Source organism: Paraburkholderia sp., from assembly GCF_049581445.1.
Lineage (GTDB): Bacteria > Pseudomonadota > Gammaproteobacteria > Burkholderiales > Burkholderiaceae > Paraburkholderia.
The window spans coordinates 19,823-43,160 of record NZ_JBAURZ010000016.1 but is presented as its reverse complement, the minus strand read 5'-3'; the positions used below and the strand labels follow the sequence as shown (position 1 = coordinate 43,160).

The 23,338-nt window shown below is 60.9% G+C and carries 16 protein-coding genes; 5 read left to right on the top strand and 11 right to left on the bottom strand.

What is annotated here, in order from left to right:
• The 9 genes from WCA85_RS00985 to WCA85_RS00945 all read right to left on the bottom strand — a co-directional run.
• Window positions 1-1,529 (bottom strand): CheR family methyltransferase (locus tag WCA85_RS00985; RefSeq protein WP_424061135.1); only part of this gene is annotated, 1,529 nt, incomplete at its 3' end.
• Window positions 1,530-1,852: 323 nt separating this feature from the next.
• The gene (locus tag WCA85_RS00980) at window positions 1,853-3,184 is read right to left on the bottom strand and encodes a TAXI family TRAP transporter solute-binding subunit (protein ID WP_424061133.1); all 1,332 of its coding nucleotides are present in this window, start codon (window positions 3,182-3,184) and stop codon (window positions 1,853-1,855) included.
• A 104-nt stretch (window positions 3,185-3,288) separates the two neighbouring features.
• On the bottom strand, window positions 3,289-3,954 hold the full coding sequence (locus tag WCA85_RS00975) for an OmpA/MotB family protein (protein WP_424061132.1): 666 nt from the start codon (window positions 3,952-3,954) through the stop codon (window positions 3,289-3,291).
• An 82-nt stretch (window positions 3,955-4,036) separates the two neighbouring features.
• Entirely contained in the window at window positions 4,037-4,801 is a 765-nt protein-coding gene (locus WCA85_RS00970) for a flagellar motor protein (protein WP_424061131.1), read from the bottom strand.
• A gap of 95 nt (window positions 4,802-4,896) precedes the next feature.
• Window positions 4,897-6,129 (bottom strand): cyclic nucleotide-binding domain-containing protein, encoded by a 1,233-nt coding sequence (locus WCA85_RS00965; RefSeq protein WP_424061129.1) that lies wholly within the window; start codon window positions 6,127-6,129, stop codon window positions 4,897-4,899.
• 365 nt (window positions 6,130-6,494) lie between these two features.
• A complete protein-coding gene (locus WCA85_RS00960) occupies window positions 6,495-6,860 on the bottom strand; it encodes a hypothetical protein (RefSeq protein ID WP_424061127.1) in 366 nt (121 codons plus the stop codon).
• Window positions 6,861-7,074: 214 nt separating this feature from the next.
• Window positions 7,075-7,641, bottom strand: a complete 567-nt coding sequence (locus WCA85_RS00955; protein WP_424061137.1) for an acyloxyacyl hydrolase — start codon at window positions 7,639-7,641, stop codon at window positions 7,075-7,077.
• Between the two features lie 412 nt (window positions 7,642-8,053).
• Complete coding sequence (locus WCA85_RS00950) at window positions 8,054-8,737, bottom strand: class I SAM-dependent methyltransferase (RefSeq protein ID WP_424061126.1); 684 nt, start codon at window positions 8,735-8,737, stop codon at window positions 8,054-8,056.
• Window positions 8,738-8,952: 215 nt separating this feature from the next.
• Entirely contained in the window at window positions 8,953-10,437 is a 1,485-nt protein-coding gene (locus WCA85_RS00945) for an MDR family MFS transporter (RefSeq protein ID WP_424061124.1), read from the bottom strand.
• A gap of 675 nt (window positions 10,438-11,112) precedes the next feature.
• Here WCA85_RS00945 and WCA85_RS00940 point away from each other — a divergent pair.
• The 4 genes from WCA85_RS00940 (at window position 11,113) to WCA85_RS00925 (ending at window position 20,001) form a co-directional block, all read left to right on the top strand.
• Complete coding sequence (locus WCA85_RS00940; protein ID WP_424061123.1) at window positions 11,113-12,513, top strand: MFS transporter; 1,401 nt, start codon at window positions 11,113-11,115, stop codon at window positions 12,511-12,513.
• A 310-nt stretch (window positions 12,514-12,823) separates the two neighbouring features.
• On the top strand, window positions 12,824-15,418 hold the full coding sequence (gene nirB, locus WCA85_RS00935; protein ID WP_424061122.1) for a nitrite reductase large subunit NirB: 2,595 nt from the start codon (window positions 12,824-12,826) through the stop codon (window positions 15,416-15,418).
• A gap of 39 nt (window positions 15,419-15,457) precedes the next feature.
• A complete protein-coding gene (nirD, locus tag WCA85_RS00930) occupies window positions 15,458-15,805 on the top strand; it encodes a nitrite reductase small subunit NirD (RefSeq protein WP_424061120.1) in 348 nt (115 codons plus the stop codon).
• On the top strand, window positions 15,802-20,001 hold the full coding sequence (locus WCA85_RS00925; RefSeq protein WP_424061119.1) for a molybdopterin-dependent oxidoreductase: 4,200 nt from the start codon (window positions 15,802-15,804) through the stop codon (window positions 19,999-20,001). Before nirD ends, WCA85_RS00925 begins: the two co-directional genes overlap by 4 nt.
• 163 nt (window positions 20,002-20,164) lie before the next feature.
• On the opposite strand, the gene WCA85_RS00920 is transcribed toward WCA85_RS00925, so the two are convergent.
• Window positions 20,165-21,331 (bottom strand): porin, encoded by a 1,167-nt coding sequence (locus WCA85_RS00920; protein ID WP_424061118.1) that lies wholly within the window; start codon window positions 21,329-21,331, stop codon window positions 20,165-20,167.
• 382 nt (window positions 21,332-21,713) lie between these two features.
• Complete coding sequence (locus WCA85_RS00915; protein ID WP_424061117.1) at window positions 21,714-22,658, bottom strand: LysR family transcriptional regulator; 945 nt, start codon at window positions 22,656-22,658, stop codon at window positions 21,714-21,716.
• A gap of 344 nt (window positions 22,659-23,002) precedes the next feature.
• Here WCA85_RS00915 and WCA85_RS00910 point away from each other — a divergent pair, with 344 nt between their 5' ends.
• Window positions 23,003-23,299 carry a DUF4148 domain-containing protein gene (locus WCA85_RS00910; RefSeq protein WP_424061116.1) on the top strand — a complete coding sequence of 99 codons (297 nt, stop codon included), beginning with the start codon at window positions 23,003-23,005 and terminating at the stop codon, window positions 23,297-23,299.
• The last annotated feature ends 39 nt before the right edge of the window (window positions 23,300-23,338 follow it).

Here is a 23,338-nt window from a genome sequence, read left to right as displayed (position 1 = left end):
CTGCCGGGCTGGGTGCGTCGCGGCGAGAGATCGGCGGCCTGCCCGGGGCGCAGCGCCGACACGATGAGCGGCAGACGCACACTCGGTATCACATCCGAGCGGCGCTGGAAAATGCGATGCTTTTTCTCGATCGGCGTGAACAGGTCGTCGAACTGGCTCACACTCTCCGAACTGCCGAGGAACAGATAGCCGTCGGGCCGTAGCGCGTAGTGGAAAGTCGGAATCACCTGACTTTGCAGATCGAGGCCGAAATAGATCAGCAGATTGCGGCAGGAGACCAGATCGATACGCGAAAAGGGCGGGTCGCGAATCACGTTATGCGGCGAGAAAATGCACAGATCGCGGATTTCCTTCGCCATCCCAAAGCTGCCGCCATCGGGGATGAAAAAGCGCTCGCGCCGCGCGGCGGGCACGCCTTCGAGCAACTGCGCCGGATACCTGGCGACGCGCGCCGTGGCGAGCGCCTGATCGTCGATGTCGGTGGCGAAGATCTGCACGCGCGGCACGACAGCGAGGCCGTCCATATGCTCGCGCAACAGGATCGCAAGCGAATAGACTTCTTCGCCCGTCGCGCATCCGGGGATCCAGACGCGCACGATATCGTCGGCACTACGCCCTTCGAAGAGCTTCGGAATAACGACTTCCGCGAGCTTGTCGAAGGACTCTGCGTCACGGAAGAAATCGGTGACGTTGATCAGCAGGTCGCGAAACAGCGCACTCACTTCCTGCGGATTGCGCTGCAACTGGGCGACATAGCCGTCTACGGTATCAACCTGCACCACCTGCATGCGGCGTTGCACGCGGCGCATGAAGGTCTTGGACTTGTAGCCGCTGAAATCGTGGCCGATCTGATTGCGCAGGATGCCGTAGATCTCGGTCCGTGCGTCCTCCAGCTTTTGCAGTTCATGTTCGGCACTGGCGTTGAAGGCGGCGTCGTTGAGCACATAGGGGCTATGGGCAAACTCAGCGAGCTTCGCGCCCATCTGGTCGGCGGGCAGCGCGTAGTCCACGAGGCCGCTAGCGATGGCGCTATCCGGCATCGTCGCATGCTGCGGCCCGTAGCCATCCGGGGTTTGCGCCATGGTCAGGCCGCCGCGCTCCTTGATGGCCCGCACACCGAGCGTGCCGTCCGAATCGCCACCTGATAGCACCACGCACACTGACAGTTCGCCCTGATCCTTGGCGAGCGAGCTAAAAAACAGGTCGATCGGCTTGCGTTCGCGCCGCTCGGTGTGCTGCGGATGCAGGCGCAGATGGCCGCCTTCGATGCCGAGCATCACATCCGAGGGCAGCACATAGACATTGTCTTTTTCCACCAGCTTGCCGTCAGCCGCGAGATGCACCGGCAGGTTGGTATAACGGGCAACGATCTCGTTCAAGAGGCTCTCACGCGCGGGCCCGAGATGCGTGACGATCACAAACGCCACGCCTGGCTGCTCCGGCATGCCGCGGAAAAAGCCCTGCAACGCCTCGACGCCGCCCGCTGACGCGCCAATGCCGACAATTGGAAATCGCGTCGGCGTGCTCATAGTGTTCTCCTGCGCATGGGTGCCTGTTAATACTGATGCCAAAAGTGCTGAAGACGCTGGCGGTGCGTGCTGGTGCCTGTCAATGGGCTATCGCCGTTGCCTGCGTGGCGTCGAATGTATTTGACGTCCGCTGGTGTCTCGCCTATAGGTAATCAACAATCGTACCCTGATTCACATACGAGTTGGAACCGGCCCCGGACGAATTTGTGCGCCCAGGCACGCCGTCACCAGCAGCGAGGGCGCGCTTCACGGATACTTCGCGGGTACATCAGGGATGCGCAAGAGACGCGCCACGCACGCTTAAACGACGTTCAAAGCACGCCTCAAGGCTGCTTCAACTGGGCGCGTACGAATCCGACATGCTCGCGCAGTACGTAAAAGGCGTCTGCATACGCGAGCGGCATACGCAATTCATTGAGTGCAGCCTCGATCTGGTCGAGTTCCTGAAAGAGCACGCGGCGTTCCTGCTGCGACGGATCCTTCAGCGCTTCGCGCTCGATTGCGATCAGCGAGCCGTAGTACCGGTAGATGCGCGACCTCACGCGCCAGCGGTACAACGCTGGAAGCAGACGCAGTCCCGGCACCAGCAGCACAGCCAGCGGCACCAGCAGCACGAGGGTGCGATCGACCACACTCGCGATCCAGAATGGCAGGCTGCGATAGAGCAGGCTCTTGCCGGTCTTGTAGTAACGCTGCGCATCTTCGCTGATCGGGTATTCCCGCGCGGTCAGGCTGGGAAACTGCCCAGCGTGTTGCAGTAAGCCGGGCATGCCGTGAATTTCCTGCGCGGCTTCGATCAGCAGGTCCGAGATGGCCGGATGCAGGCTGGAGCGAACGACGATTTCCACCGTGGGGCTGATCAGGTGGATGGTATCGGGCGGAATTCGGCGTTTGAGATCCAGCACGCCGGGCGGCAGATCGATTTCATCCAGATAGGGAAAGAGGCGCGTATAAGCGTTTGCTTCGTCGAAGTTGATCACCGAGATGCCGGGCACCCGGAGCAGGCGCAACATCAGCTCGCGGGTGGCCGAATCGCCGTTCAGAATCGCCGCGTCGACGTCGCCCGACACCAGTTTGGTCGCGGCTTGCAGTCCGTCGTCGGGCAACAGCGGCGTGTCACCGCCGGGCCGGATGCCATTCGCATCCAGCAACTTGAGCGCCAGCACCCGCGTGCCGCTGCCTTCCCGGCCGACGGCAATGCGTTTTCCTTCGAGCTGCGCGAGGCCGGTGACACCGCTGCCGCGATAGAACACCACGACCGGATCGTAGAACACGCTGCCAAGCGACATCAGCGATGAAATGGGCAGGCCGTCCGACACGCCGCCTTGCACCAGGGCGACATCGACGTGCTGTTTGGGATCCAGCAGCCGCCGCAGATTCTGCAATGAGCCATCGGACTCCAGCACCTTGAGCGTGATGCCGTTGCGCGCGAGGATGGTTTTGTATTCTTCGGCGGCGAGCATGAATGAGCTGTCGTGCGGGCCGGCGCTCATGACGATGGTGCGCGGCGGCGCCGGATTGACGAGCCAGACGACGAGCGTCACCACGATCACCACCAGCAACGCAATGGGTGCAAACGTCAAGGTCAGGTCGCGCAGGTCGGCGTGCGAGTGCTCGCCGGAAAACTGCGGAGGACGCTGGCGCGGATGTCTCATTGGGGCTCCGTTCGGGTGGCGGGGCGTGTTCTGGTGAGCTGGCGCTCTATTGTGTCTGCGGTGCAAGCGTAGCAGCAAGCGCTTCCCGAAGGCGCAGGACCGCCTCAATACTGAACCAGGATCGTCACGCGGCGGTTGGCGGCTCGCGCTGCGGCATCATCGCCGATCATCAATGGAATATTGTCGGAACGGCCAATGGCGGCCAGCCGGTGCGGCTCGATCCCCTGGTCGACGAAATATCGCACCACGGCCCCCGCGCGCGCCGAGGACAGCTCCCAGTTGGATTCGTATTTGGCCGTGGCGATGGGGGTGCTGTCGGTGTGGCCTTCGACGAGGATGTTGTGGGTTGAGTGATCCTTGAGGGCGGCGGCCACCTGTTCCAGTACGTCGTACGAGTCCGGCAGCAGATGCGCGTCGCCGGCATGAAAGAGGATCCTGGCGTTGATCGCAATCTCGACGCCGTCCGGCTCTTCATTGATGTTGATCTGTCCTTTGTCGTGCAATGCCTTGAGGAGCGAGAGCAATTCCGTCCGGGCGCGCGCATCGCCTGCATTGGGGCTGGCGGCGGCCGATGCGCTTTGCGCCTTCACGCTGTGCGTCGTCTCAAGCATCTTTACTTCGAGTTCGCGATTTTTGGCAAGCTGGATCGCATACAGCGCGAGAAACAGCACCATGAGTGTGGTGACGAGATCTGAATACGACAGAAGCCAGCGTTCAGGGCTCGCCTCGTTCTCGTCGCTGATTTTCAGGCGGTTTCGTTCATCCGCCATGGCGAAGATCCGGGCGCGCTTTCAAATGAGGCGAGGTGTGCGACATGCGCGAGGTGTACAGCGGGTGCAAGATCGGCATGGGTCAGGCCAGCAACTCGTTGGAGCGCTCGCGGACATCGCCGGTGAGGCGCGTTTCGATGGTTTGCGGCGATTCCCTGCGCGAAATGGCCAGCAGTCCGTCGAAGTACAGTTTGCGGTAACGCAGTTCACTTTCCACCTGCGCCTTGATCTTGCCGTAGATGGGCAGGAACAGCAGATTCGCCAGCGCCAGGCCGTAGAGCGTGGTCACGAATGCCACCGCCACACCTTGACCGAGCAGGGCGGGTTCGAGAATGTGGCCCGTTACCTGGATCAGACCCAGCACGGCGCCAAGAATGCCGAACGTGGGGGCATAGCCACCTGCCTGCAGCCAGATCCGCGCGGCCGTCAGATGGTTGCGCTCGTAGGCGTCCAGTTCGCGCTGCAACGCATCTTCGAGGACAGCGGTGGGTACGCCATTGGCAATCAGCTCCAGTCCGCGTCGGGCAAAAGGATGGATGCCGTCCGGCTCGATGGACTCGAATGCGAGCATGCCATTGAGTTTCGCTTTATGTCCCCACTCCAGCAACACGGCGAGATTTTTCTGGTCAACCGGCTTGGCGGTGCTGAAGACGAGGCGCAATTGCCTGACGCCGTCGGAAAACCGCGCCCAGGTGTTCTGCACCATCACCGCGCCGATGGTGCAGCCAAGCACAATCACCAGCGCTTCCAGCTGGAACAGCGAGGCAAACCGGCCGCCTTCGAGAAAGAAGCCAACCACAATCGCGGCAATACCCAGCAACGCGCCGCATAGCGTCAGGAGATCCATAGTCAGCCTCGTACAACCTCTTGCAACCTCGAACATCAATGGAATGAGCCGACGGCAGACGGATTCAGGCGAAACCGTGGCGCCGGCCCGCGCGGCTAGACGGCCGAACTGAGGGGCGCCGGCGCATTCGGCGCGGGTGACTTGATGCTCTTCACGAGATCGATAAAGCGCTGCTCGATATCGGGGATTTCGAGCGGATCGATCTTCACGTCGCGCCGCATGATCCAAGAGATCTCGTTCTGGCGTGCCTGGGTCATCACGGAGAGCAGGCGGTCGGCGATCGAATGATCGGCGCTTGCCGTCAGCAGCTTGGCGAGGTCGTACGTGTCGAAGGCGCTGACCGCATCGAACAGGGTACGCTGGTCGATAAACTCCAGATCGCTCAGTGACTCCAGTTCACTGACGGCGCGCACTTTTCGCCGCGAGAAATACGCGGTGCCGTTTTCTTCGATGTAGTTCAACACCTTGGTTTTACGGAAGGCAAAAATATCTTCGGCGATTTCCGAGTGCGACAGCTTCTTGAGGATCAGTTGCCGTTCCACGCCGATCAGCGCTTCCAGATCCGACAGTTCGATCAGTTCCAGCTCGCCGGTAATCGACAGGTCCAGATCGTGGTCGGCCACCTGCTGGGCGCGCTCGAGGATTCGCGACGGGTCGAAGCTCACCATGTGCCGTCCCGCGGCGCCGTCTTCGGTATGCGCGGCTGTGCCGCGGCCCGGAAAATCCGGACGTCCGGCTTCGAAACTGACCAGATTGAGCTTTTCCATGCGCTTGAGCATGGCCATGACGTGCAGACGCGAATGACCGGCAATGGCGCGGCATTTCTTGACGACGTCGGCAAGCGGCACCGCCACTTCATCAGTCGGGGCGCGGCGTGTGCGCGCGTCGCGGGGCTCCGCGCCGGCCATCAGCGCAAGTACGTGGGCGTAGGACAGCACGCCAGGCAGGAAATCCGCGTGCGTGTAAGTAGCGAGCAGATCGTCCTTGCGCTTGGTGCGGCGAATCATGGTGCGCACCAGATGGCGCAGCAGGGGCGAGACGCGCTCGAGTTCTTCCTCGACCACGGCGGTATCGATCACAGTCAAGCGGCAGAAAGTCAGTGCCTTGGCGGTGGAGCCACGCGGTTCGGAGGGCAGCAACGCTGACTCGCCGAAGATCTCCCCCTTGCCGAGCGTCGCCAGGACGACGCGTTTTTCATCGCACTGCGTTGAAATTTCGACTTTGCCGTCAGCGATCACATAGATTGCTGAGGTCCCGACGTACCCTTCCGAGTAGATGATTTCGCCCGGTGCCGCGGTCCGCGACCTTGACGATTGTTGCTGATTCAAAGTATTCCCCTGCGCTGTTTATCTCTTTCTCACGCGTCTTCTGCTGAGTCGCGGAGGTCCGGTGTGCGATCCGGACTCACCCCTGGATAACGACCTTTTTACCCATCTCTTTAGCGTGGCGACGCTCTTTTCTGGCCGCGGTAGCTCGCAAACGTTTGACTGGCGCAATTCAGGCGGGGGCGGAGGAGTCGGGTTGTCGCAGCGGCAACGGTGACGTGTTTTCGAGTAGTCATCTGGTTGGTCAGTATGACTAATTAAATGGGGCGGATATATGCGGTATTTAGCCGAGGCGAAACGCGGAGCGCGCATCGGCTCCAACGCCTGCGGCGCCGTCCTCTCCCCCTGTGGCCCCGGAGGATTGTCGCTCAGTCGGCGATGCGTTTGTCCGCTAGCGCGCGTTCGCAGTCGGTCAGCACCTGCAGGACCAGCCGCGCCTGGAAGTTGAGATCGTCGGTATCGATGATTTCTTCGACCGCGTCGCGCGCCCACTCGGTATCGACGAAGCGCGCGTGCCGGTTGGCGATTTCCAGCGCCAGCGCCGAGAGTCGGGCGACGCTCAGCCAGTCAGCTTCCCGTAAGTGTCGGTCCAGCCACTTGTGTGCGGTCTGCACATGAAATGAGGGTTCCGGCCAGCTCTCGTTCAGGTAATAGGCGCCAAGGCTTCCGCAGGTGAGCCAGCAAAGCAGTTCCACGCGGTCGCGTGGGCTCAGATGAAGGCGTACATCACTCATGTCGAGGCTCTCTACGATGAGTTGCTCGCGGCTCACGGGGGCGAACCGCCCGGCGCGCGACCTTCGCAGGGTCGCCCGTCCGGCGGCGCATGAGCCGTCCTTTGATGCAACTCAACCATATCACGCAGTTGCCATAATGCGGAACACGTGTTGTTACTGAGCCGAAATGGGGCTGAAGCCGTGTGCTCGTTCGCCGCGCCCCGAAGTCGGGCCGTCAGAAGTTGTACTGGATGTAAATCTCGCTAAAGTTGGCGCCAGGATTGGGGTCCTTGATGCTGGCGTTCGATATGTGCTGGAAGCGGAATCCTCCCTGGTATTGCTGATGGGCGCCGAATTGCGCGCCGATCCCGACCATGTCCGCGAACTGGAATGACGTCGAGAAGGTCCGGTCATCGGTCTCGCGGACGTGCGAGAGCAGGCGCACGCCCACGCCGGCCTCGAGATACGGCCGGAACCATCCCGAACTCTTGATGAAGCGGAACACCGGTGTCAGGCCGAATTCCCAGATGTCCGGGTGCGCGGCGTGATCCTCCTGAATGTCCCAGTAGGCGGCGTGTGCCTCGCCGACCAGAGTGAAGTGATAGCCGCCTATCTCCCACCAGTTCAGGCCTGGATCCCAGACGAACCCAAGATCGGCCTTTTTGATGTCACGGTCCGCGACGCCTCCGGCGATCTGGATACCGAACTGGTCGGCGTTGGCGCACGCGGATCCGAGGCCGAACACGCCAACGAGGAGGGCGCGCAACGCTTTTCCAGCGAAGGTGTTTTTGTTTGCTTGCATGAGGTGTCCGACAATTTTATTGGTTTGCTCTTTTGCGGGAAACGCTTTGCAGGGTGCTGCCGCCGCCAGGGGGAGGTCATGGCGGTGTGTGTCGGCCCAGCCCGTTGTGGAGTACATGGGCCAGTGCCGAAACGGTTAAACAAATTCTAAAGTCGACCGCCTATGCTGAGCGATAGCGCGGTGGCAACTTACTGTATCGGATTTGGCAACGATAAGCACTGAACGTGCATAGACTGATCTGCTGTCGCGATTTCGCTCAAGCCTCGAAAGCGCTGATTTGTGCATGCCGGCGACGCGCGTAGCAAACCGGATGCCAGTCGTTGGGCGAGTGGCGCGAGGATGGCGCAGCGCAACAGCGTAGGAATGACCCCACGCGACAGGGAGAGCAGGACGACCGGTTACGGACCGGCTGCTACGCGGGTTTGCGACAGATCATGAAGTACTGGGAACTGAGCCACCACGGCATCCACGAAAACGGGCTGTGCCGCACTTGCGAGACCGTGAAACGCCGATCGACGGTGTCGCGCAGTTCGCGGAAGTCGAAGCCCTTGTGAGTGGCGCGCGGATTTTCCGGCCGGGCGACGCGCGCGCCTACCGCTGAGCGAAAAATCTCGTCGACGTGGTATTCGGTGGTCGTTTTGCGGTGGCGCCACATCCAGTTGAGCACCTTGGGGAGGACCGCGAGGCCATACATGATCGGTACGGAGATGATGAGCGAGGCGCCAGGTTTCATGACGCGTGTCGCATCGTCGAGTAGCTGATCGATCTCTTGCGGATAGAGGTGTTCGCAGACCTCGAACGCGGTCAGCACATCGACAGAAGCATCGTCGATATGAGAAAACGACTCAGCGTATTTGATCTCAGGGAATGCCGGGGCAACGAACGGATCGTGGCCGATCAGATGCACGTCGTGCCGTGTCTGACCCAAGGTGTGCAGGAATAGCCCGGGTCCCGCGCCGAAATCGAGGACGGTTGCGTGTTCGGGGCAAGCGCGGACCGCGAGCTTCAGGGCGACCACCATGCGGGTTCGATGGGCAAAGCGCGCCAAGGGATTTGTTGCGTTGACGGTCTGCTCTTCGTAGGAGATTTCTCGCATTTTTTTAGGCCCCGGGATCTGGAACGACGCTGAACTAGCCGCTGAATTGGCCGTCGTGTCAGCCGCGTGAAAGGCGCGGTGCATTCAGGTTGCCGGGTTGAACCCTGTTTCGCAATCAGCAAAGCTAGTGTTTGTGCGCCAGATTCGGGGCGCTAAAAGCCAAACGCGAGCCTGGCGTGCGCCAAACAAGGGCGCAGCAGACGGTCGCGTTGTTGCTAGTTCGCCGAGGCGGGCTGCGCGTGGCCGAGCTTGATGGCGGGCACCATCACCAGTGCGACAACCGCAACGAGCGAGATCACCAGAATCGACGCAAACGTCAGATGTAACGACTGGTGCAGCACGAAGCGCACGGCGGCGCTGCTCGCCGCATTGCTCGCGTTGTTGCCGGGCGCCGCGTTGAGGATCTGCCGCAACTGGTCAGAGGACACCGCTGCGATGCTCGACGAGTGAGCAAGCCCATAGTTCAGCACGGCGCCGAACATGGCCGCGCCCAGCGTGCTGCCCAGATTGCGCGAGAACAGATTCGATGCGGTCGCACTGCCGCGCTCGGCCGGCTTGACGATCTCCTGAATCAGAATCAGCGAGCTGACGCTGACAATGCCCATGCCCAGCCCCATGACGAGCGAGCCGATGCCTGCAAATACGGGCGTGCTTTGCGGATTGAGCATCGCGAAGAAGATGGCGCCGAGCGGCAGAAACAGACTGCCGCCAATCAGCGTGCGGCGCAGCCCGAGCCGGTGCAACGAACGCGCGGCGAACGTCGCGCCGCTTGGCCAGCCCACCATCATCATCGTCAACGCGAGACCGGCGACGACCGGCGAGCGGCCCAGCACACCCTGGACATACATGGGCAAAAAGCTCGTCAAGCCCATCAACGCCATGCCGGATAGCACGGTGGCGACATTGCAGGCCGCGATAGGCCGATGCCCCCACAGCGCGAACGAGATCATCGGATCCGCGGCGCGGCGCTCCTGCATCACGAACAGCACGCCACTGACGATGAACAGAGCAAACTCGAATAGCACCAGGGTGTTGCTCGATTCGCCAGCGTCGGTGAGGCCCATCATCAGCGAGCCGATCGAGAGGGTGAAGAGTGCGGCGCCGGCTAGATCGATGGACGGGCGCTCATGCTTTTCGTGCTCATGCAGATAGAAGATGAAGCCGGCCGCCGACGCGATACCGATGGGGATGTTGATCCAGAAGATCCAGGCCCACGACAGGTCGCGAATCAGCAAGCCGCCCGCCATCGGTCCGATCACGGCAGCAATGGCCCAGACGCTCGCCAGATAACCCTGAATCTTGCCGCGCTCGCGCGCCGGATAGAGATCGCCGACGATGGTCAGCGTGACGGGCTGAATCGCGCCCGCGCCGATGCCCTGGATCAGACGAAACACGATCATCGAGGGCATCGACCACGCGAAGCCCGCAAGCACGGAGCCCACCAGAAAGATCGCGATGCCGATCAGGACAACCGGTTTGCGCCCGAACAGGTCGGCCAGCTTGCCGAACACCACGGTCATGGCGGTTTGCGCCAGCAGAAAGGACGAGAAGACCCAGCTGTAGAGATGCAAGCCGCCGAGTTGCGTGACGATCTGCGGCATGGCGGTCGATACGATGGTCGCCTCAATCGCGACCATCGCCATGGAGGCCATGACCGACGCGATCACGAGCGGTCGAACTGTCTTCGGATGGTGTGACATGCCGTATGTAGGGTAGGAGAGAGTCGAGCGGCTTCTTCGGGCCGCGTTGGCGCTGCGGGAGGTGGCTCTGCGGGATAGCGTCAACGGGATCGAGGGCGCGCGCGCTGCGGGTCCGTCAGATTGATGACGCTATGCGGTGGGGTCGCTCCAGCGCGAGTACGGATGTTACCGCGCCGCCCAAAAGCGTGCATGACCCCACCGGCGCGAGGGACATAGGAGGCCGGTGCTAGATCATGGTGCGATGCACCACAGGCTTGCACCAAGTCAATTCATCTGCGCGCCGTGAACGCGCTTCACGCACGGCTTGGCGAAAGCGGATGGCGCGGCGACAACGGCTCGCTGCAAGTCACAAAACGAGCCTGTGACATCGCGGCCCACTCGCGCGTTGCGCCTTATGTGGCGCGCCATTGACGTTAATCTTACCTGGCTGGATTGCCTCGCAGAGTGCTTGAGTCGACTCTGCGGCGCACCCACATGGCATGCCTATTGCATTGATGCGCCCCGAGGTCAACGAAGGCCTCAGCGTATCGAATCTTGATGGGGCGCTCATATCGGGCGACCCGCAGGGACAACGGCGTCCCGAGTACCAACAGTTCACCCGAGCAATCAGGGTGCGCTGTGGGCACTCGGGACGCTTTTTTTTGCGCCTCGTTTTCACCGTTGCGAGAGAGACCCATGAAACATCTTTTGAATTCGCTGGCGAGCGGCAATTGGCGCGCGTTGTTAGCGTGCTTCTTTTACTTCGATACCGGCTTCACCGTATGGGTGATGTTCGGGCCGCTCGCACCGTTCATTCACAAGGACATCGCGATGTCGCCCGCGGAACTGGGCTTCCTCGTCGCGGTGCCGGTGTTGGGCGCTGCGATTTTGCGCGTGACACTCGGCAATCTGTATCAGGCCTACGATGGCCGGCGCATTGCGCTGATGGGCGTGGCGTTATCGGCGTTGCCTTCAATTGTGCTGCTGCTGTCGCCAGTCGCACCGTCATACGTGATGCTGCTCGTGCTGGGCGTGTTTCTCGGGGTAGGCGGCGCGAGTTTCGCGGTCGCGTTGCCGATGGCCGGCAGCAACTATCCGCCCAAGGTTCAGGGCCTCGTGCTGGGTCTCGCGGCGGCCGGCAACATTGGCGCTGTGCTGGACGGCTTCATGTTTCCTGGCATCGCGGACCACTTCGGCTGGACGAGAGCAGCAGGCGCCGCGTTGCCGCTGCTGGCACTGGCGGCCGTGGCGCTGTTTTTCTGGGCGAAGGATCTTGGGCCGAAATCGGGCAGCGCGCCACGTGCGTTTCGTAGCTTCTGCATCACGCTCGTGGGCCTGATCGTGCTGGTGCTCGCCGTGCATGCCGGTGTGTTTGGCTCGGGCAAGACCGGCGTGTTGCTGTTGCCGGTGCTCGGCGCGTTGCTGGCCATCGCCGTGTTGCCGAAGCATTACCGCAGCGTGCTCGCGGAAAGCGACACGTGGGTGGTGATGCTCGTCTACAGCATTACGTTTGGCGGCTTTGTGGGCATGTCGTCTTATGTGACAACGTTGCTGGTGTCGCTTTATCAGTTGCCGAAACTTGAAGCGGGACTCTTCATGTCGCTGCTCGCTTTCACCGGCGCGCTGGTACGTCCTCTTGGCGGCCTGATTGCAGACCGGATCTCCGGAGTGCGTGCGCTGGTGTTGTTGCTCGCCGGGATTTCCCTGTGCGACTTTGCGTTTGCCGCGTGGATGCCGCCGCTGCCTACCGGTATCGCGTTGCTCGTCGCTACCTACCTGTGCTTTGGACTGGGTAACGGTGCCACCTTCCAGTTGGTGCCGCAGCGCTGGAAGGGCAAGACCGGCCTGATGTCGGGGATCATCGGCGCGGCCGGCGGTATTGGCGGTTTTTATCTGCCGGTGATCATGGGCATGGCGAAGGAAAACACCGGCAGTTACCAGATGGGCTTTGCGACCTTCGGCGTGATTGCGGCCGTTGCGTTCGCGCTGGTGGTGTTGCATCGCACGCGCTGGATGGTGTGGGCGCTGCCGGCGGAAGGGCTCGTGGTGGCCACGGCGATTCAACCTGCGGGTGTGCGGGTTGATAGTGGAGTGTGATGTTAGCGCCGCACGCATCAAGTGCTGCATCGCACCAGCCCTGTGCTTCACCGCATCAAATTGCGTCGCGGCGTTTGCCCCAGTTTAGCGCCGCAGGCGCGCAACGCCCGGCGCATCGGGCTGCTACTCCGGTCGTGTTGCATGGCACAAGCTTTGCATAAGAAGACGCGGCGGACCAACGACGGTCCGGCCAGCATGCAGCAATAGTCACCTCTTCAGATCACGAGCTTTTGGACAACGGCGTCCCCTGAATTCAGTCATTTCATGACTGAATCCGCGGGACGCCTTTTTATTTGCCGGACGAAAAATCATGTCGCGAACCGCGTTGGAAATGAATGCAGCCTCGGATCAAACCGTTGTCACGAACGTTGTCGTGATCGGCCACGGGATGGTGGGTCACAAGCTGCTCGAATGCCTGGTGGACGACGCGAGGTCAGCGCTGCACATTACCGTGCTGTGCGAAGAACCGCGGCCTGCCTATGATCGCGTGCATCTGTCCGAATTCTTCGCCGGCAAATCCGCCGACGATCTGTCGCTCGTCAAGCCGGGCTTCTTCGAACGCGAAAACGTCTTGCTCAAGCTGAACGCGAAGGCCGTCGCGATCGATCGCGCGGCGCACACCGTGACCATCTCGACCGGCGAGACGCTTTCTTACGACAAGCTGGTTCTCGCCACGGGCTCGTCGCCGTTCGTGCCGCCCATCAAGGGCAATGACCGTCAGGACTGCTTTGTCTATCGCACCATCGAAGATCTCGAAGCGATGCAAGCGTGCGGCGTGCGGGCGAAAACCGGCGTGGTGGTAGGCGGCGGCCTGCTTGGGCTCGAGTGTGCGAAGGCGCTGCGCGATATGGGGCTGGCCGCGCACGTCGTCGAGTTCGCGCCACGCTTGATGGCGGTGCAGATCGACGATGGCGGTGGACGCGTTCTGCGCAGCAAGATCGAAGAGTTGGGCGTACAGGTTCATACCGGCAAGCAGACGCTAGAGATCGTCGACGGCGAAGCGGGCACGCACCGCATGCAGTTCGCCGACGGCTCTCATCTCGAGACCGACATGATCGTGTTTTCCGCGGGCATTCGTCCGCGTGACGAAATCGCCCGCGCTTGCGGTCTCGAACTCGGGCCGCGCGGTGGCGTTGCCATTGACGACACCTGCCGCACCAGCGATCCGGACATCTATGCGATCGGCGAATGCGCGGCATGGAATGGCATGGTGTACGGACTCGTTGCGCCGGGCTATGACATGGCACGTATCACGGCCAGGCAGTTGCTCGGTGACGAAGGCGGTTTTGCGGGCGCGGACATGAGCACCAAGCTCAAGCTGATGGGCGTGGACGTAGCGAGCATCGGCGACGCGCACGGCAAGACCCCAGGTAGCCGGACCTATCAGTTCAGCGACGAGCGCAAACAGGTCTACAAAAAACTGGTGGTCTCCGAGTGCGGCAAGCAGTTGCTCGGCGCGGTCATGGTGGGCGACGCGGCAGAGTACGGCACGCTGCTGCAGATGATGTTGAACCGCATCGAACTGCCCGAAGCCCCCGAATTCCTGATTCTGCCGTCGAGCGATGGCAAAGCCAGGCCTGCGCTCGGCGTCGATGCGCTGCCCGAGAGTGCGCAGATCTGCTCGTGCAACAACGTCTCGAAGGGCGAAATCTGCGCCGCTGTCAGTGCAGGCGCGACCAGTATCGGTGCACTGAAGAGCGCCACGTGCGCTGGCACGTCGTGCGGCGGCTGCGTGCCGCTCGTCACGCAGGTGATGAAGGCCGAAATGAAAAAGCAGGGCATGGCGGTCAACAACCATGTCTGCGAGCACTTCCCGTATTCGCGCCAGGAGTTGCATCACATTGTGCGCGTCGAGCGCATCAAGACCTTTGGGGCGCTGCTTGAAAAGCATGGTCACGGTCTGGGCTGCGAAATCTGCAAGCCGGTCGCGGCCAACATTCTGGCCTCATGCTGGAACGAGTTCGTACTGAAGAAGGAACACGCGAGCCTGCAGGACTCGAACGACTACTACCTGGCCAACATTCAGCGCGACGGTACGTATTCAGTCGTGCCGCGCATGCCGGGCGGCGAAGTGACGCCTGAAGGCCTGATCGCGGTCGGCCAGGTGGCGAAGAAATACAGCCTGTATACGAAGATCACAGGCGGTCAGCGCGTCGATCTGTTTGGCGCACGCGTCGATCAGCTGCCGTTGATCTGGGAAGAACTGATTGCAGCCGGATTCGAATCGGGTCATGCCTACGGAAAATCCCTGCGCACCGTGAAGTCGTGCGTGGGGTCGACGTGGTGCCGCTATGGCGTTGGCGATTCGGTGGGACTCGCGGTCGCACTCGAGAATCGCTACAAGGGCTTGCGTTCGCCGCACAAAATCAAGTTTGGCGTGTCCGGTTGCACTCGCGAATGCGCCGAAGCACAAGGCAAGGATATCGGCATCATCGCGACGGAAAAGGGCTGGAATTTATACGTCTGCGGCAACGGCGGGATGAAACCGCGTCACGCTGAATTGCTCGCGTCGGATCTGGACCGCGAGACGCTGGTGCGCTACATCGACCGGGTGCTGATGTTCTACGTGCGCACCGCCGACCGTCTGCAACGCACCAGTGTGTGGCGCGACAACCTGGAAGGCGGGCTCGAGTATCTGATCGACGTCGTCGTGAACGACAAGCTGGGCGTTGCCGCCGAACTTGAAGCGGAGATGCAGAACGTGGTCGACACCTACGAATGCGAGTGGAAAAAGGCCGTGACCGACCCGGAAACCCGCAAGCGCTTCCGCCATTTCGTCAACAGCGACAAGCTCGACGAGAACGTGACCTTTGTGGAGGAACGCGGCCAGATTCGTCCCGCGACGCCCGAAGAGCGGCAGACGGCGAAGCCGTTTCCCGTTCCGGTGGTCGCGGAGACTGTTTGAGCATTGCGTCGCTACTGTCATCAAGTCAAGGAATCCAGCATGAACAACGATCGAATCCCGCACGCGTGGGTACAAGTATGTGCGCTCGACGACATCGTGCCCAACACCGGTGTCTGCGCGCTTGTGAACGGCAAGCAGGTGGCAGTGTTCAACGTCGCAACCGCTGAAGCGGGCGTGTACGCGATCGAAAACTACGATCCATGCTCGCAGGCGGCGGTGCTTTCGCGTGGCCTGATCGGCAATCTGGGTGAGCGCATCGTGGTTGCTTCGCCCATCTACAAGCAGCATTTCGATCTGCGCACCGGCGAATGTCTCGAAGCACCCGAGCACTCGGTTAGCGCGTTTGCCACGCAGGTCAAAGATGGTCAGGTGTGGGTTTCGGCATGAACGAGACGGGCAGCGCGAGCGTCAAGACGGTATGCCCCTACTGCGGCGTGGGCTGCGGAATGGTGCTGCAGGTGGAAGACGGCCAGGTGGTGAAGATATCCGGTGACAAGGAGCATCCCACCAACTATGGACGGCTATGCACCAAGGGATCGTCGGCTCACGTTGCGCTGCGTAAATCGGGGCGCCTTGAGGGGGCATTTCAACGGCGCGATCGCTACAGCGATCCATTGCCGCTTTCGGTGGACGAGGCCATCGCTAACACCGGGCGCCATCTGCGCAGCCTGCTCGATACTTATGGCCCCGATGCGCTGTCGTTCTATGTCTCGGGTCAGATGTCGATCGAGGCGCAGTATCTCGTCAACAAGCTGGCCAAGGGCTTTGTTGGCACCAACCAGATCGAATCGAATTCGCGCCTGTGCATGGCGAGCGCCGGCAGTGGCTACAAGCTCTCGCTCGGTGCAGATGGTCCCCCTGGCTCCTATCAGGATTTCGATAGGGCGGACCTGTTCTTCGTGAGCGGTGCGAATATGGCCGACTGTCACCCCATCCTGTATCTGCGCATGATGGATCGCGTCAAGGCAGGTGCGAAGCTGATCGTGGTCGACCCGCGCCGCACCACGACCGCGGAGAAAGCGAATCTCTTTCTGCAGATCAAACCCGGCACGGATCTCGCACTGATCAACGGCCTGCTGCATCTACTGCATAAAAATGGCTTCACGGACGCGGGTTTCATTGAAAAGTACACCGAAGGATGGGACGCGATGCCGTGCTTTCTGGACGACTACGCGCCAGAGAAGGTCGCGGCAATTACGGGGCTGACGGAAGCGGAAATCCATACTGCAGCGCAATGGATCGGCGAAGCACCCGAGTGGATGAGCTGCTGGACCATGGGCCTGAATCAGAGCACACACGGCACCTGGAACACCAACGCCATCTGCAATCTGCATCTCGCAACAGGCAAGATCTGCCGTCCCGGCAGCGGTCCGTTCTCGCTGACGGGCCAACCCAACGCAATGGGCGGCCGTGAAATGGGCTACATGGGGCCGGGGCTGCCCGGTCAGCGCTCAGTGCTGGTGGCGGAGGACCGTGCTTTTGTCGAGGACCTATGGGCTATTTCGCGAGGCACGCTGCGTACCGAAACGGGCCATGGCACTGTAGATATGTTCGCGCGCATGGCGGCGGGTGACATCAAGGCGTGCTGGATCATCTGCACGAATCCCGTGGCAAGCGTGCCGAACCGGCAGAACGTGATCGCCGGTTTGCAGGCCGCCGAACTCGTGATCGCGCAGGATGCGTTTCTCGACACGGAGACCAACCGTTACGCGGACGTGCTGCTCCCCGGCGCGCTGTGGGCCGAAGCCGAAGGTGTGATGATCAACTCCGAGCGCAACATGACGCTCATGCAAAAGGCCATCGACCCGCCGGGCGCGGCCTTGCCCGACTGGCAGATCATCGCGCGGGTGGCCTGCGAAATGGGCTTTGCCGATGCGTTCAGCTATACGTCGGCGGAAGAAGTCTTCGCGGAGATTACCCGTGCTTCGAATCCGAAGACCGGCTATGACCTGCGCGGCGCGAGCCATGCGCGTCTGCGCGATACATCGTTGCAATGGCCGTGTGCGCCGGATGCGACGCACGATCGCAATCCAGTGCGCTATCTGAACGATGGCATCAGTCAGACGCTAAGGGAAGCGCCGGACGGCAGCAGGCCCGCGCTGGTGTTTCCGACCGCGCATGGCAAAGCGGTGTTCTTTGTCCGCCCGCACGTCGACCCGGCGGAGATGCCAGTGCCGGAGTTTCCTGTTGTGCTGAATACCGGGCGCTTGCAGCATCAATGGCACACGATGACCAAGACCGGCAAGATTGCGATGCTCAACAAGCTCAACCCGCGGCCTTTCGTTGAGATTCATCCGGAAGATGCCGCTGAGTTAGGCATTCAAACCAAGGACCGTGTCGAAGTGCGTTCGCGTCGGGGCCGTGCGGTGCTGCCCGCCGTCGTGACCGATCGGGTACGCGCCGGTTCGTGCTTTGCGCCGATGCACTGGAACGATGTGTTCGGCGAGGACCTCTGCATCAATGCCGTGACGAGCGATGCAGTCGACCCGATCTCGCAACAGCCCGAACTCAAGTTCTGCGCGGTCGCGCTGAGTCGGGTCGCGCCCGAACCCAACACGCTGATGGACGACCCCAGCGAGACCTCTTTGAATACAGAACCGGCAGCGGCTGCGCTCGCGGCAAACGCCGGTTCGACCCAGGAAATGGCCATGCCCCGTATCGACGCCCTCGTCACGCTGCTCGGCATCCCGGCGACGCCAGCGCCTGTGCTCAACGAAGCGGAACGCGCTTACGTGTCCGGCTTTATCAGCGGTCTTCGTTCGAGCCAGGATCATGAGCGTAGTGTGCCGGTGTTGCCACTGTCCGCGCCGTTGACTGCCGCGAACCGGCTCTGGTTTGACGGCCTGCTCGCCGGACTATTCAGCCGCTCCGCGACGATCACATCAACGGTATCCGTTGGTGCGTCAATACTGCCATCCAATGAGACTGCGGCATCTTCCGCGGTGCGGATTGCGCACAGCCGCCCGAAAGTGCTGCTGCTATGGGCCTCGCAAACCGGCAATATTGAATCGTTGACCGAGCGCTACGCAATGCAGTTGTTGGAATCGGGCTTCGAAATTCGCACCTCCTGCATGGAGGATTATGACGTGGCCGCGTTGGCAAAAGTCCAGTACGTGCTGCTGATGACGAGCACGTTCGGCGATGGCGACGCGCCCGACAACGGCATGAGTTTCTGGTCAACGCTCAAAGCGGATCACGCGCCACGCCTCGACGCGGTGCGCTACGCGGTGTTGGCCTTCGGCGACCGCAACTACGACCAGTTTTGCGGTCACGGGCGCAATCTCGACACGCGTCTCGCAGAGCAGGGGGCATTGCGTTTGTTGCCGCGCGTTGATTGCGATACCGAGTTTCAGCCGACAGCTGACTCCTGGCTGGAGCGGGTCGTCGCGCGCATCAAGGAAGAGGATGCCGCGTTTTACGAGGTGCCCGCCGACGGCATGATTCCCGCGGTTTTGCCCGGCGTATTGCCGACTAAGACGAGTCCTGCCGCATCGCGTCTGGTGACGAATCTGCGGCTCAACAAGAAGGGTGCGTTGAAGGACACGCGCTATTTCTCGCTGGCGACCGGCGACTCGGGGCTCGAATATGAAGCGGGCGATGCGCTCGGTGTGTGGCCCAGCAATTGTCCGGAGCTGGTCGATGAGTTGATTGGCTTGAGCGGGCTCGCTGCGGATACAGCGGTGAACGTCAGCGGGGTGGGAGAAATGCGCCTCGCGGACGCGCTCGGCAAACACTATGAAATCGCCCGCCCGAGTCCCGAAGCGCTGGCCTTGATCGCCGCACGCAGCCCGGATGCAACACTTGGCGCATTGCTGGCGGAAGACCGCAAGGCCGATCTGAAGAACTGGTTGTGGGGACAGCAACTGGCCGACGTGTTACATGAGTTTCCGGTCCACCTGTCCGCACCGGAATTGCTCGGCATGCTGAAGCGTTTGCAGCCTCGGCTGTACTCCATTGCATCAAGCCCGAAAGCCCATCAAGGCGAAGTGCATCTGACCGTAGCGGCGGTTCGCTACAACAACGGCCGGCGTCAGCGCAAAGGTGTGTCGTCCACGTTTCTCGCGGATCGCGCTGGCGACGTCAGCGTGCCATTGTTTGTGCACAAGTCCGCGCATTTCCGTCCACCACGTGATGGCGATGCACCCATGATCATGGTGGGACCGGGCACGGGAGTCGCACCATTTAGGGGCTTTTTGCATGAGCGCCTCGCGCGTGGCGACGCGGGTCGTAACTGGTTATTCTTCGGCGAGCAGCATGCCGATACCGACTTTTACTACCGTGATGAGCTGGAAACGATGCGTGCAAAGGGCGTGCTCACACAGCTCGATGTGGCGTTTTCGCGCGATCAGGCCGAGAAGATCTATGTGCAGGACCGCATGCTCGAGCAGGGCGCGCAACTATGGGCATGGCTGGAAGACGGCGCACATTTCTATGTGTGCGGCGACGCGAGCCGTATGGCGAAGGATGTCGATGCTGCATTGAAAGCGGCTGTCGCGACGCACGGCGGTATGAGCGACGACCGGGCGCAGGAGTATGTGAACAGGCTGGCGCGGGAAAAGCGCTATGTGCGTGATGTGTATTGATGGGCGAAATGGGTTTGATGCAATCCGTGCCGCATTGCGCTCAAGATGCCGATCAAGGCGGCACATGATGCCCGAGGCCACGTCAAATCGCTGCTGGAAGACGCGAAGCGCCAACTGGCTGCGATCAATGACCGGACCCGGGCCGTTGTGACGTGTGGCGAGGTCAGAACGCGTGACGCAGACCCACCGTCACCGCCAGTTGCGAGTCTGTCGAGGAGGGCGAGAGCGTATTGATCATTGCATCGCCGAGGATCGAGCCTGCGGGGGCGCCATGCACGTGCTGGTACACGCCTTCGAGGTAGATATCGGTGCGCTTGCTCAGCGTGTAGTCGGTCTGCAGCATCACCGAGTTCCAGTTCGGCGACGCGGTCGTTCCGCCGTCACCATAGGCGCCGTTCGTGAACGTATACGAACCGGAGACAGTCAAGGCTTGCGTGAGGGCGTACTTGGCGTTCACTTCGTAGTTGTCGAGCCGCAGGTTGCCGCCCAACGGCGTGTAGTCGCCCAGGCCAAACGAGAATACGCTCGCCATGTTGTCAAGTTGGGTGTGACTCCAGACAAGACCGATGGTTGCCGGCCCGAACGTGTAGTTGCCGCCGGCGCCCCAGATACGTTGGCGTTGCGCGACAAAGTTCGCGCTGCCGTCGTTTTGCGAAACCGCACCGTTGGCGTTGGTGCCAAGCACGCCGCCGCCGGCATTGTTGAATTGCAGGTAACCGGCCGCGAGATTCACCGGGCCCTGCGAGAAGGAAGCGCTAAATCCGTAAGCGCGGTTGTTCGAAAAGCCGCCCGCTGAGTTGCTGAAGGCATACATGCCTTCGAACGTGACGCCATGCCAGGTCGGGCTGGCATATTTGACCGCGTTGTTGACAACCACCGAGTCGGCCGCGAGGTTGTCATTCTCGAACGGATGTGCGGCGATATTGCCACCCCAGGTGTTGCTTTCCGCTGAGAGCGGTCCAAGCAGGTCATTGAGCGGGTCAAACTGGCGCCCGAAGGTCACGGTGCCGTACTGGTCGCTTTGCAGGCCGACCCACGCTTGCGAACCGAAGCCGTCGCCGGGGAAGGCTTCGCTGCCGTTATTCAGGTTGAATCCTTGTTCCAGCTTGAAGATGGCATGCAGACCGCCGCCCAGGTCCTCTGAGCCCTTCAGCCCGAAAACCGTGTTTTCCGTCGAGCTGCTGTTTTCCTGCCAGTTCGAATGGCCACCCTGGTTGTTGGTATAGACGAGGCCGGTATCGATAAGGCCATACAGCGTCACGCTGCTTTGCGCGTGCGCGGATACTGCAAATGCACCTGTGATTGCGATTGCCAATAGGGATTTTTTCATGCTTGTAAGCTCCGTGATTGAGCAAGGACTGCGAGAGGTCAGTGTTAAAACGTGACTTGATGAGCGGTATCTGCGACCTGGCTCCCATGGTATTCCGATGGGGCGTGTGGCTCTATTCAAGTTTCGGGTTCGTGTTTCGGGCGTTTCAATCTTAGGGTGTCAAAAAATATCTGTGTGCGTGAGGCCCGGCTGCTTTGCAACGCGCTCGGGAGTTTAGTGGTTGTCGCGCTGAGACGTATTTGAGGCGGGCAAAACCAATGCTCAGAGTGTGTCATTTTCGCCACTCTTTTTGATGCATGTGGAATTGACGACGCCCGTTTCGTTCCGGCAGGGGCGCTTCCTTAAAGAATCATTCAGAAAAACCACCTGGCACAACATGCGGTCAGCGGTTCGCCTCCCTTATCAGCCGGGAAACTGCCGGCCAGTCGCTGCGTTCAGCATTGCGATACTGGTCGACAATAAATTCGATGAAATTGCGTACCTTCGGCGAGAGGAAATTGCGCCCCGCATACAGAATCGCGATCTGCCGCTCGCCGCCGTTGACATGGAAGTCCTGGAGTATCGGAACAAGTGTGCCTCGCGCGATATCTTCCGCGACGCACGTAAAGGGCAGAAGTGCGATACCCATGTCATTAAGCGCGGCAATACGCACCATGGCGCTGCTTGAGGCGGTGAGGGTGCCACCTGCGCTTACGCGACAGACGTCGTCGCCGTCGATGAACTCCCATGTGCGCGACGCTCCATCCGAGATGGTCAGGAGTCCATGTTGATGAAGCGCGGACGGGTGGCTGGGTGAGCCGTGGGCATCGAGATAGTTCGGTGAAGCGACCATCACCTCGTGGACGCTGGTCAAGGTGCGCCGTACCAGCGATGAACTTTCGAGATTCCGGTCGTCGGAAAAGCAGACGTCAAACCCGCCTTCGACCATGTCGATATGCGTGTCGAAGGTCGTCACGTCGAAGTCAACGCGCGGATAACGAGCCTGATAAGCGGCGAGCAGCGCAGCGAGTTCGGAGGTGGCAAAAGTGAAGGGCGTCGCGATGCGCAGTGTGCCCCGCGGATCGCTCGTCACCTGCGGGAGCGTCGACTCCATCTCGTCGAGCTTTTCGATAACCTCACGGCACCCCTCGAGATACTCCTTGCCGCACTCGGTAAGCGACACACTGCGGGTGGTGCGATTGAGCAATTTGATGTTCAGGTGCGCTTCCAGCATGCTGATGCTACGGGTGACCGCAGCCGGCGACAAACCGAGCCGGCGCGCGGCAAGATTGAAGCTGCTGAGTTCGACCACGCGTGAAAACACGCGCATAGCATGGAGTTGGTTCATGTGTTAAGGAGGTCGAGGTAATGAACGGATAATCCCTAATGGAACTTAACTTGGCATAGCCAGCCATATTAAGGTTCGTTTAATCTTGGGAAACAACCGGAGCGTGATCGAATTCTTATAAGGTTCCATGATTCAAGCGATATTGTCGCGCCTCGCAGACTATCTCAGCGTTCGCGCCACGATGAATCAATCTTCATTTTAGTGAGCGTGCAATCGGGTTGATACGGACTATGCTGAATATGTCCTGCACTCCTGAATGGATAAAAATGATTATCCACTGGCCGGCAAGTAAGTGTGGCACAGCGGGACGGAAATTCTGACTCGTTTAAACGCCCGGAGGCACTATGAAGCTCAATCTACACGTTGTCGCATCCGCGATTCTCATGTCGCTCAGCACGGCCGTGCTGGCCGCTCCAAGTCTCACCCCGCAGCAGTGTGATGACTATCCGTTTGTGCATCCTGCGGGCGATGTCACGCATGGACAGGTCATGCAGGAGTTGAAGGAACTGGAGGCGGTAGGCTACCGGACCACGCCGGACGATCCGTACTATCCGCGAAGAATCGAAAAGGCGGAGAAAAAACTGCAGGTTGAGTATCGGCAGGATTGCATGCCGGTTCAGCACAACAACATGAATGGATGATGTGCGGTACGGGGGGCAACGCCCCCCGTCAATGCGAAC

What these genes read in the sequence shown, in the direction of transcription:
- nirD (WP_424061120.1), top strand. Translation starts at nt 15,458, where the DNA reads ATGAACAACGATCGAATCCCGCACGCGTGGGTACAAGTATGTGCGCTC.
- WCA85_RS00970 (WP_424061131.1), bottom strand. Translation starts at nt 4,801, where the DNA reads ATGGATCTCCTGACGCTATGCGGCGCGTTGCTGGGTATTGCCGCGATT.
- WCA85_RS00975 (WP_424061132.1), bottom strand. Translation starts at nt 3,954, where the DNA reads ATGGCGGATGAACGAAACCGCCTGAAAATCAGCGACGAGAACGAGGCG.
- WCA85_RS00945 (WP_424061124.1), bottom strand. Translation starts at nt 10,437, where the DNA reads ATGTCACACCATCCGAAGACAGTTCGACCGCTCGTGATCGCGTCGGTC.
- WCA85_RS00925 (WP_424061119.1), top strand. Translation starts at nt 15,802, where the DNA reads ATGAACGAGACGGGCAGCGCGAGCGTCAAGACGGTATGCCCCTACTGC.
- WCA85_RS00920 (WP_424061118.1), bottom strand. Translation starts at nt 21,331, where the DNA reads ATGAAAAAATCCCTATTGGCAATCGCAATCACAGGTGCATTTGCAGTA.
- WCA85_RS00955 (WP_424061137.1), bottom strand. Translation starts at nt 7,641, where the DNA reads ATGCAAGCAAACAAAAACACCTTCGCTGGAAAAGCGTTGCGCGCCCTC.
- WCA85_RS00910 (WP_424061116.1), top strand. Translation starts at nt 23,003, where the DNA reads ATGAAGCTCAATCTACACGTTGTCGCATCCGCGATTCTCATGTCGCTC.
- WCA85_RS00915 (WP_424061117.1), bottom strand. Translation starts at nt 22,658, where the DNA reads ATGAACCAACTCCATGCTATGCGCGTGTTTTCACGCGTGGTCGAACTC.
- WCA85_RS00950 (WP_424061126.1), bottom strand. Translation starts at nt 8,737, where the DNA reads ATGCGAGAAATCTCCTACGAAGAGCAGACCGTCAACGCAACAAATCCC.
- WCA85_RS00960 (WP_424061127.1), bottom strand. Translation starts at nt 6,860, where the DNA reads ATGAGTGATGTACGCCTTCATCTGAGCCCACGCGACCGCGTGGAACTG.
- nirB (WP_424061122.1), top strand. Translation starts at nt 12,824, where the DNA reads ATGTCGCGAACCGCGTTGGAAATGAATGCAGCCTCGGATCAAACCGTT.
- WCA85_RS00980 (WP_424061133.1), bottom strand. Translation starts at nt 3,184, where the DNA reads ATGAGACATCCGCGCCAGCGTCCTCCGCAGTTTTCCGGCGAGCACTCG.
- WCA85_RS00940 (WP_424061123.1), top strand. Translation starts at nt 11,113, where the DNA reads ATGAAACATCTTTTGAATTCGCTGGCGAGCGGCAATTGGCGCGCGTTG.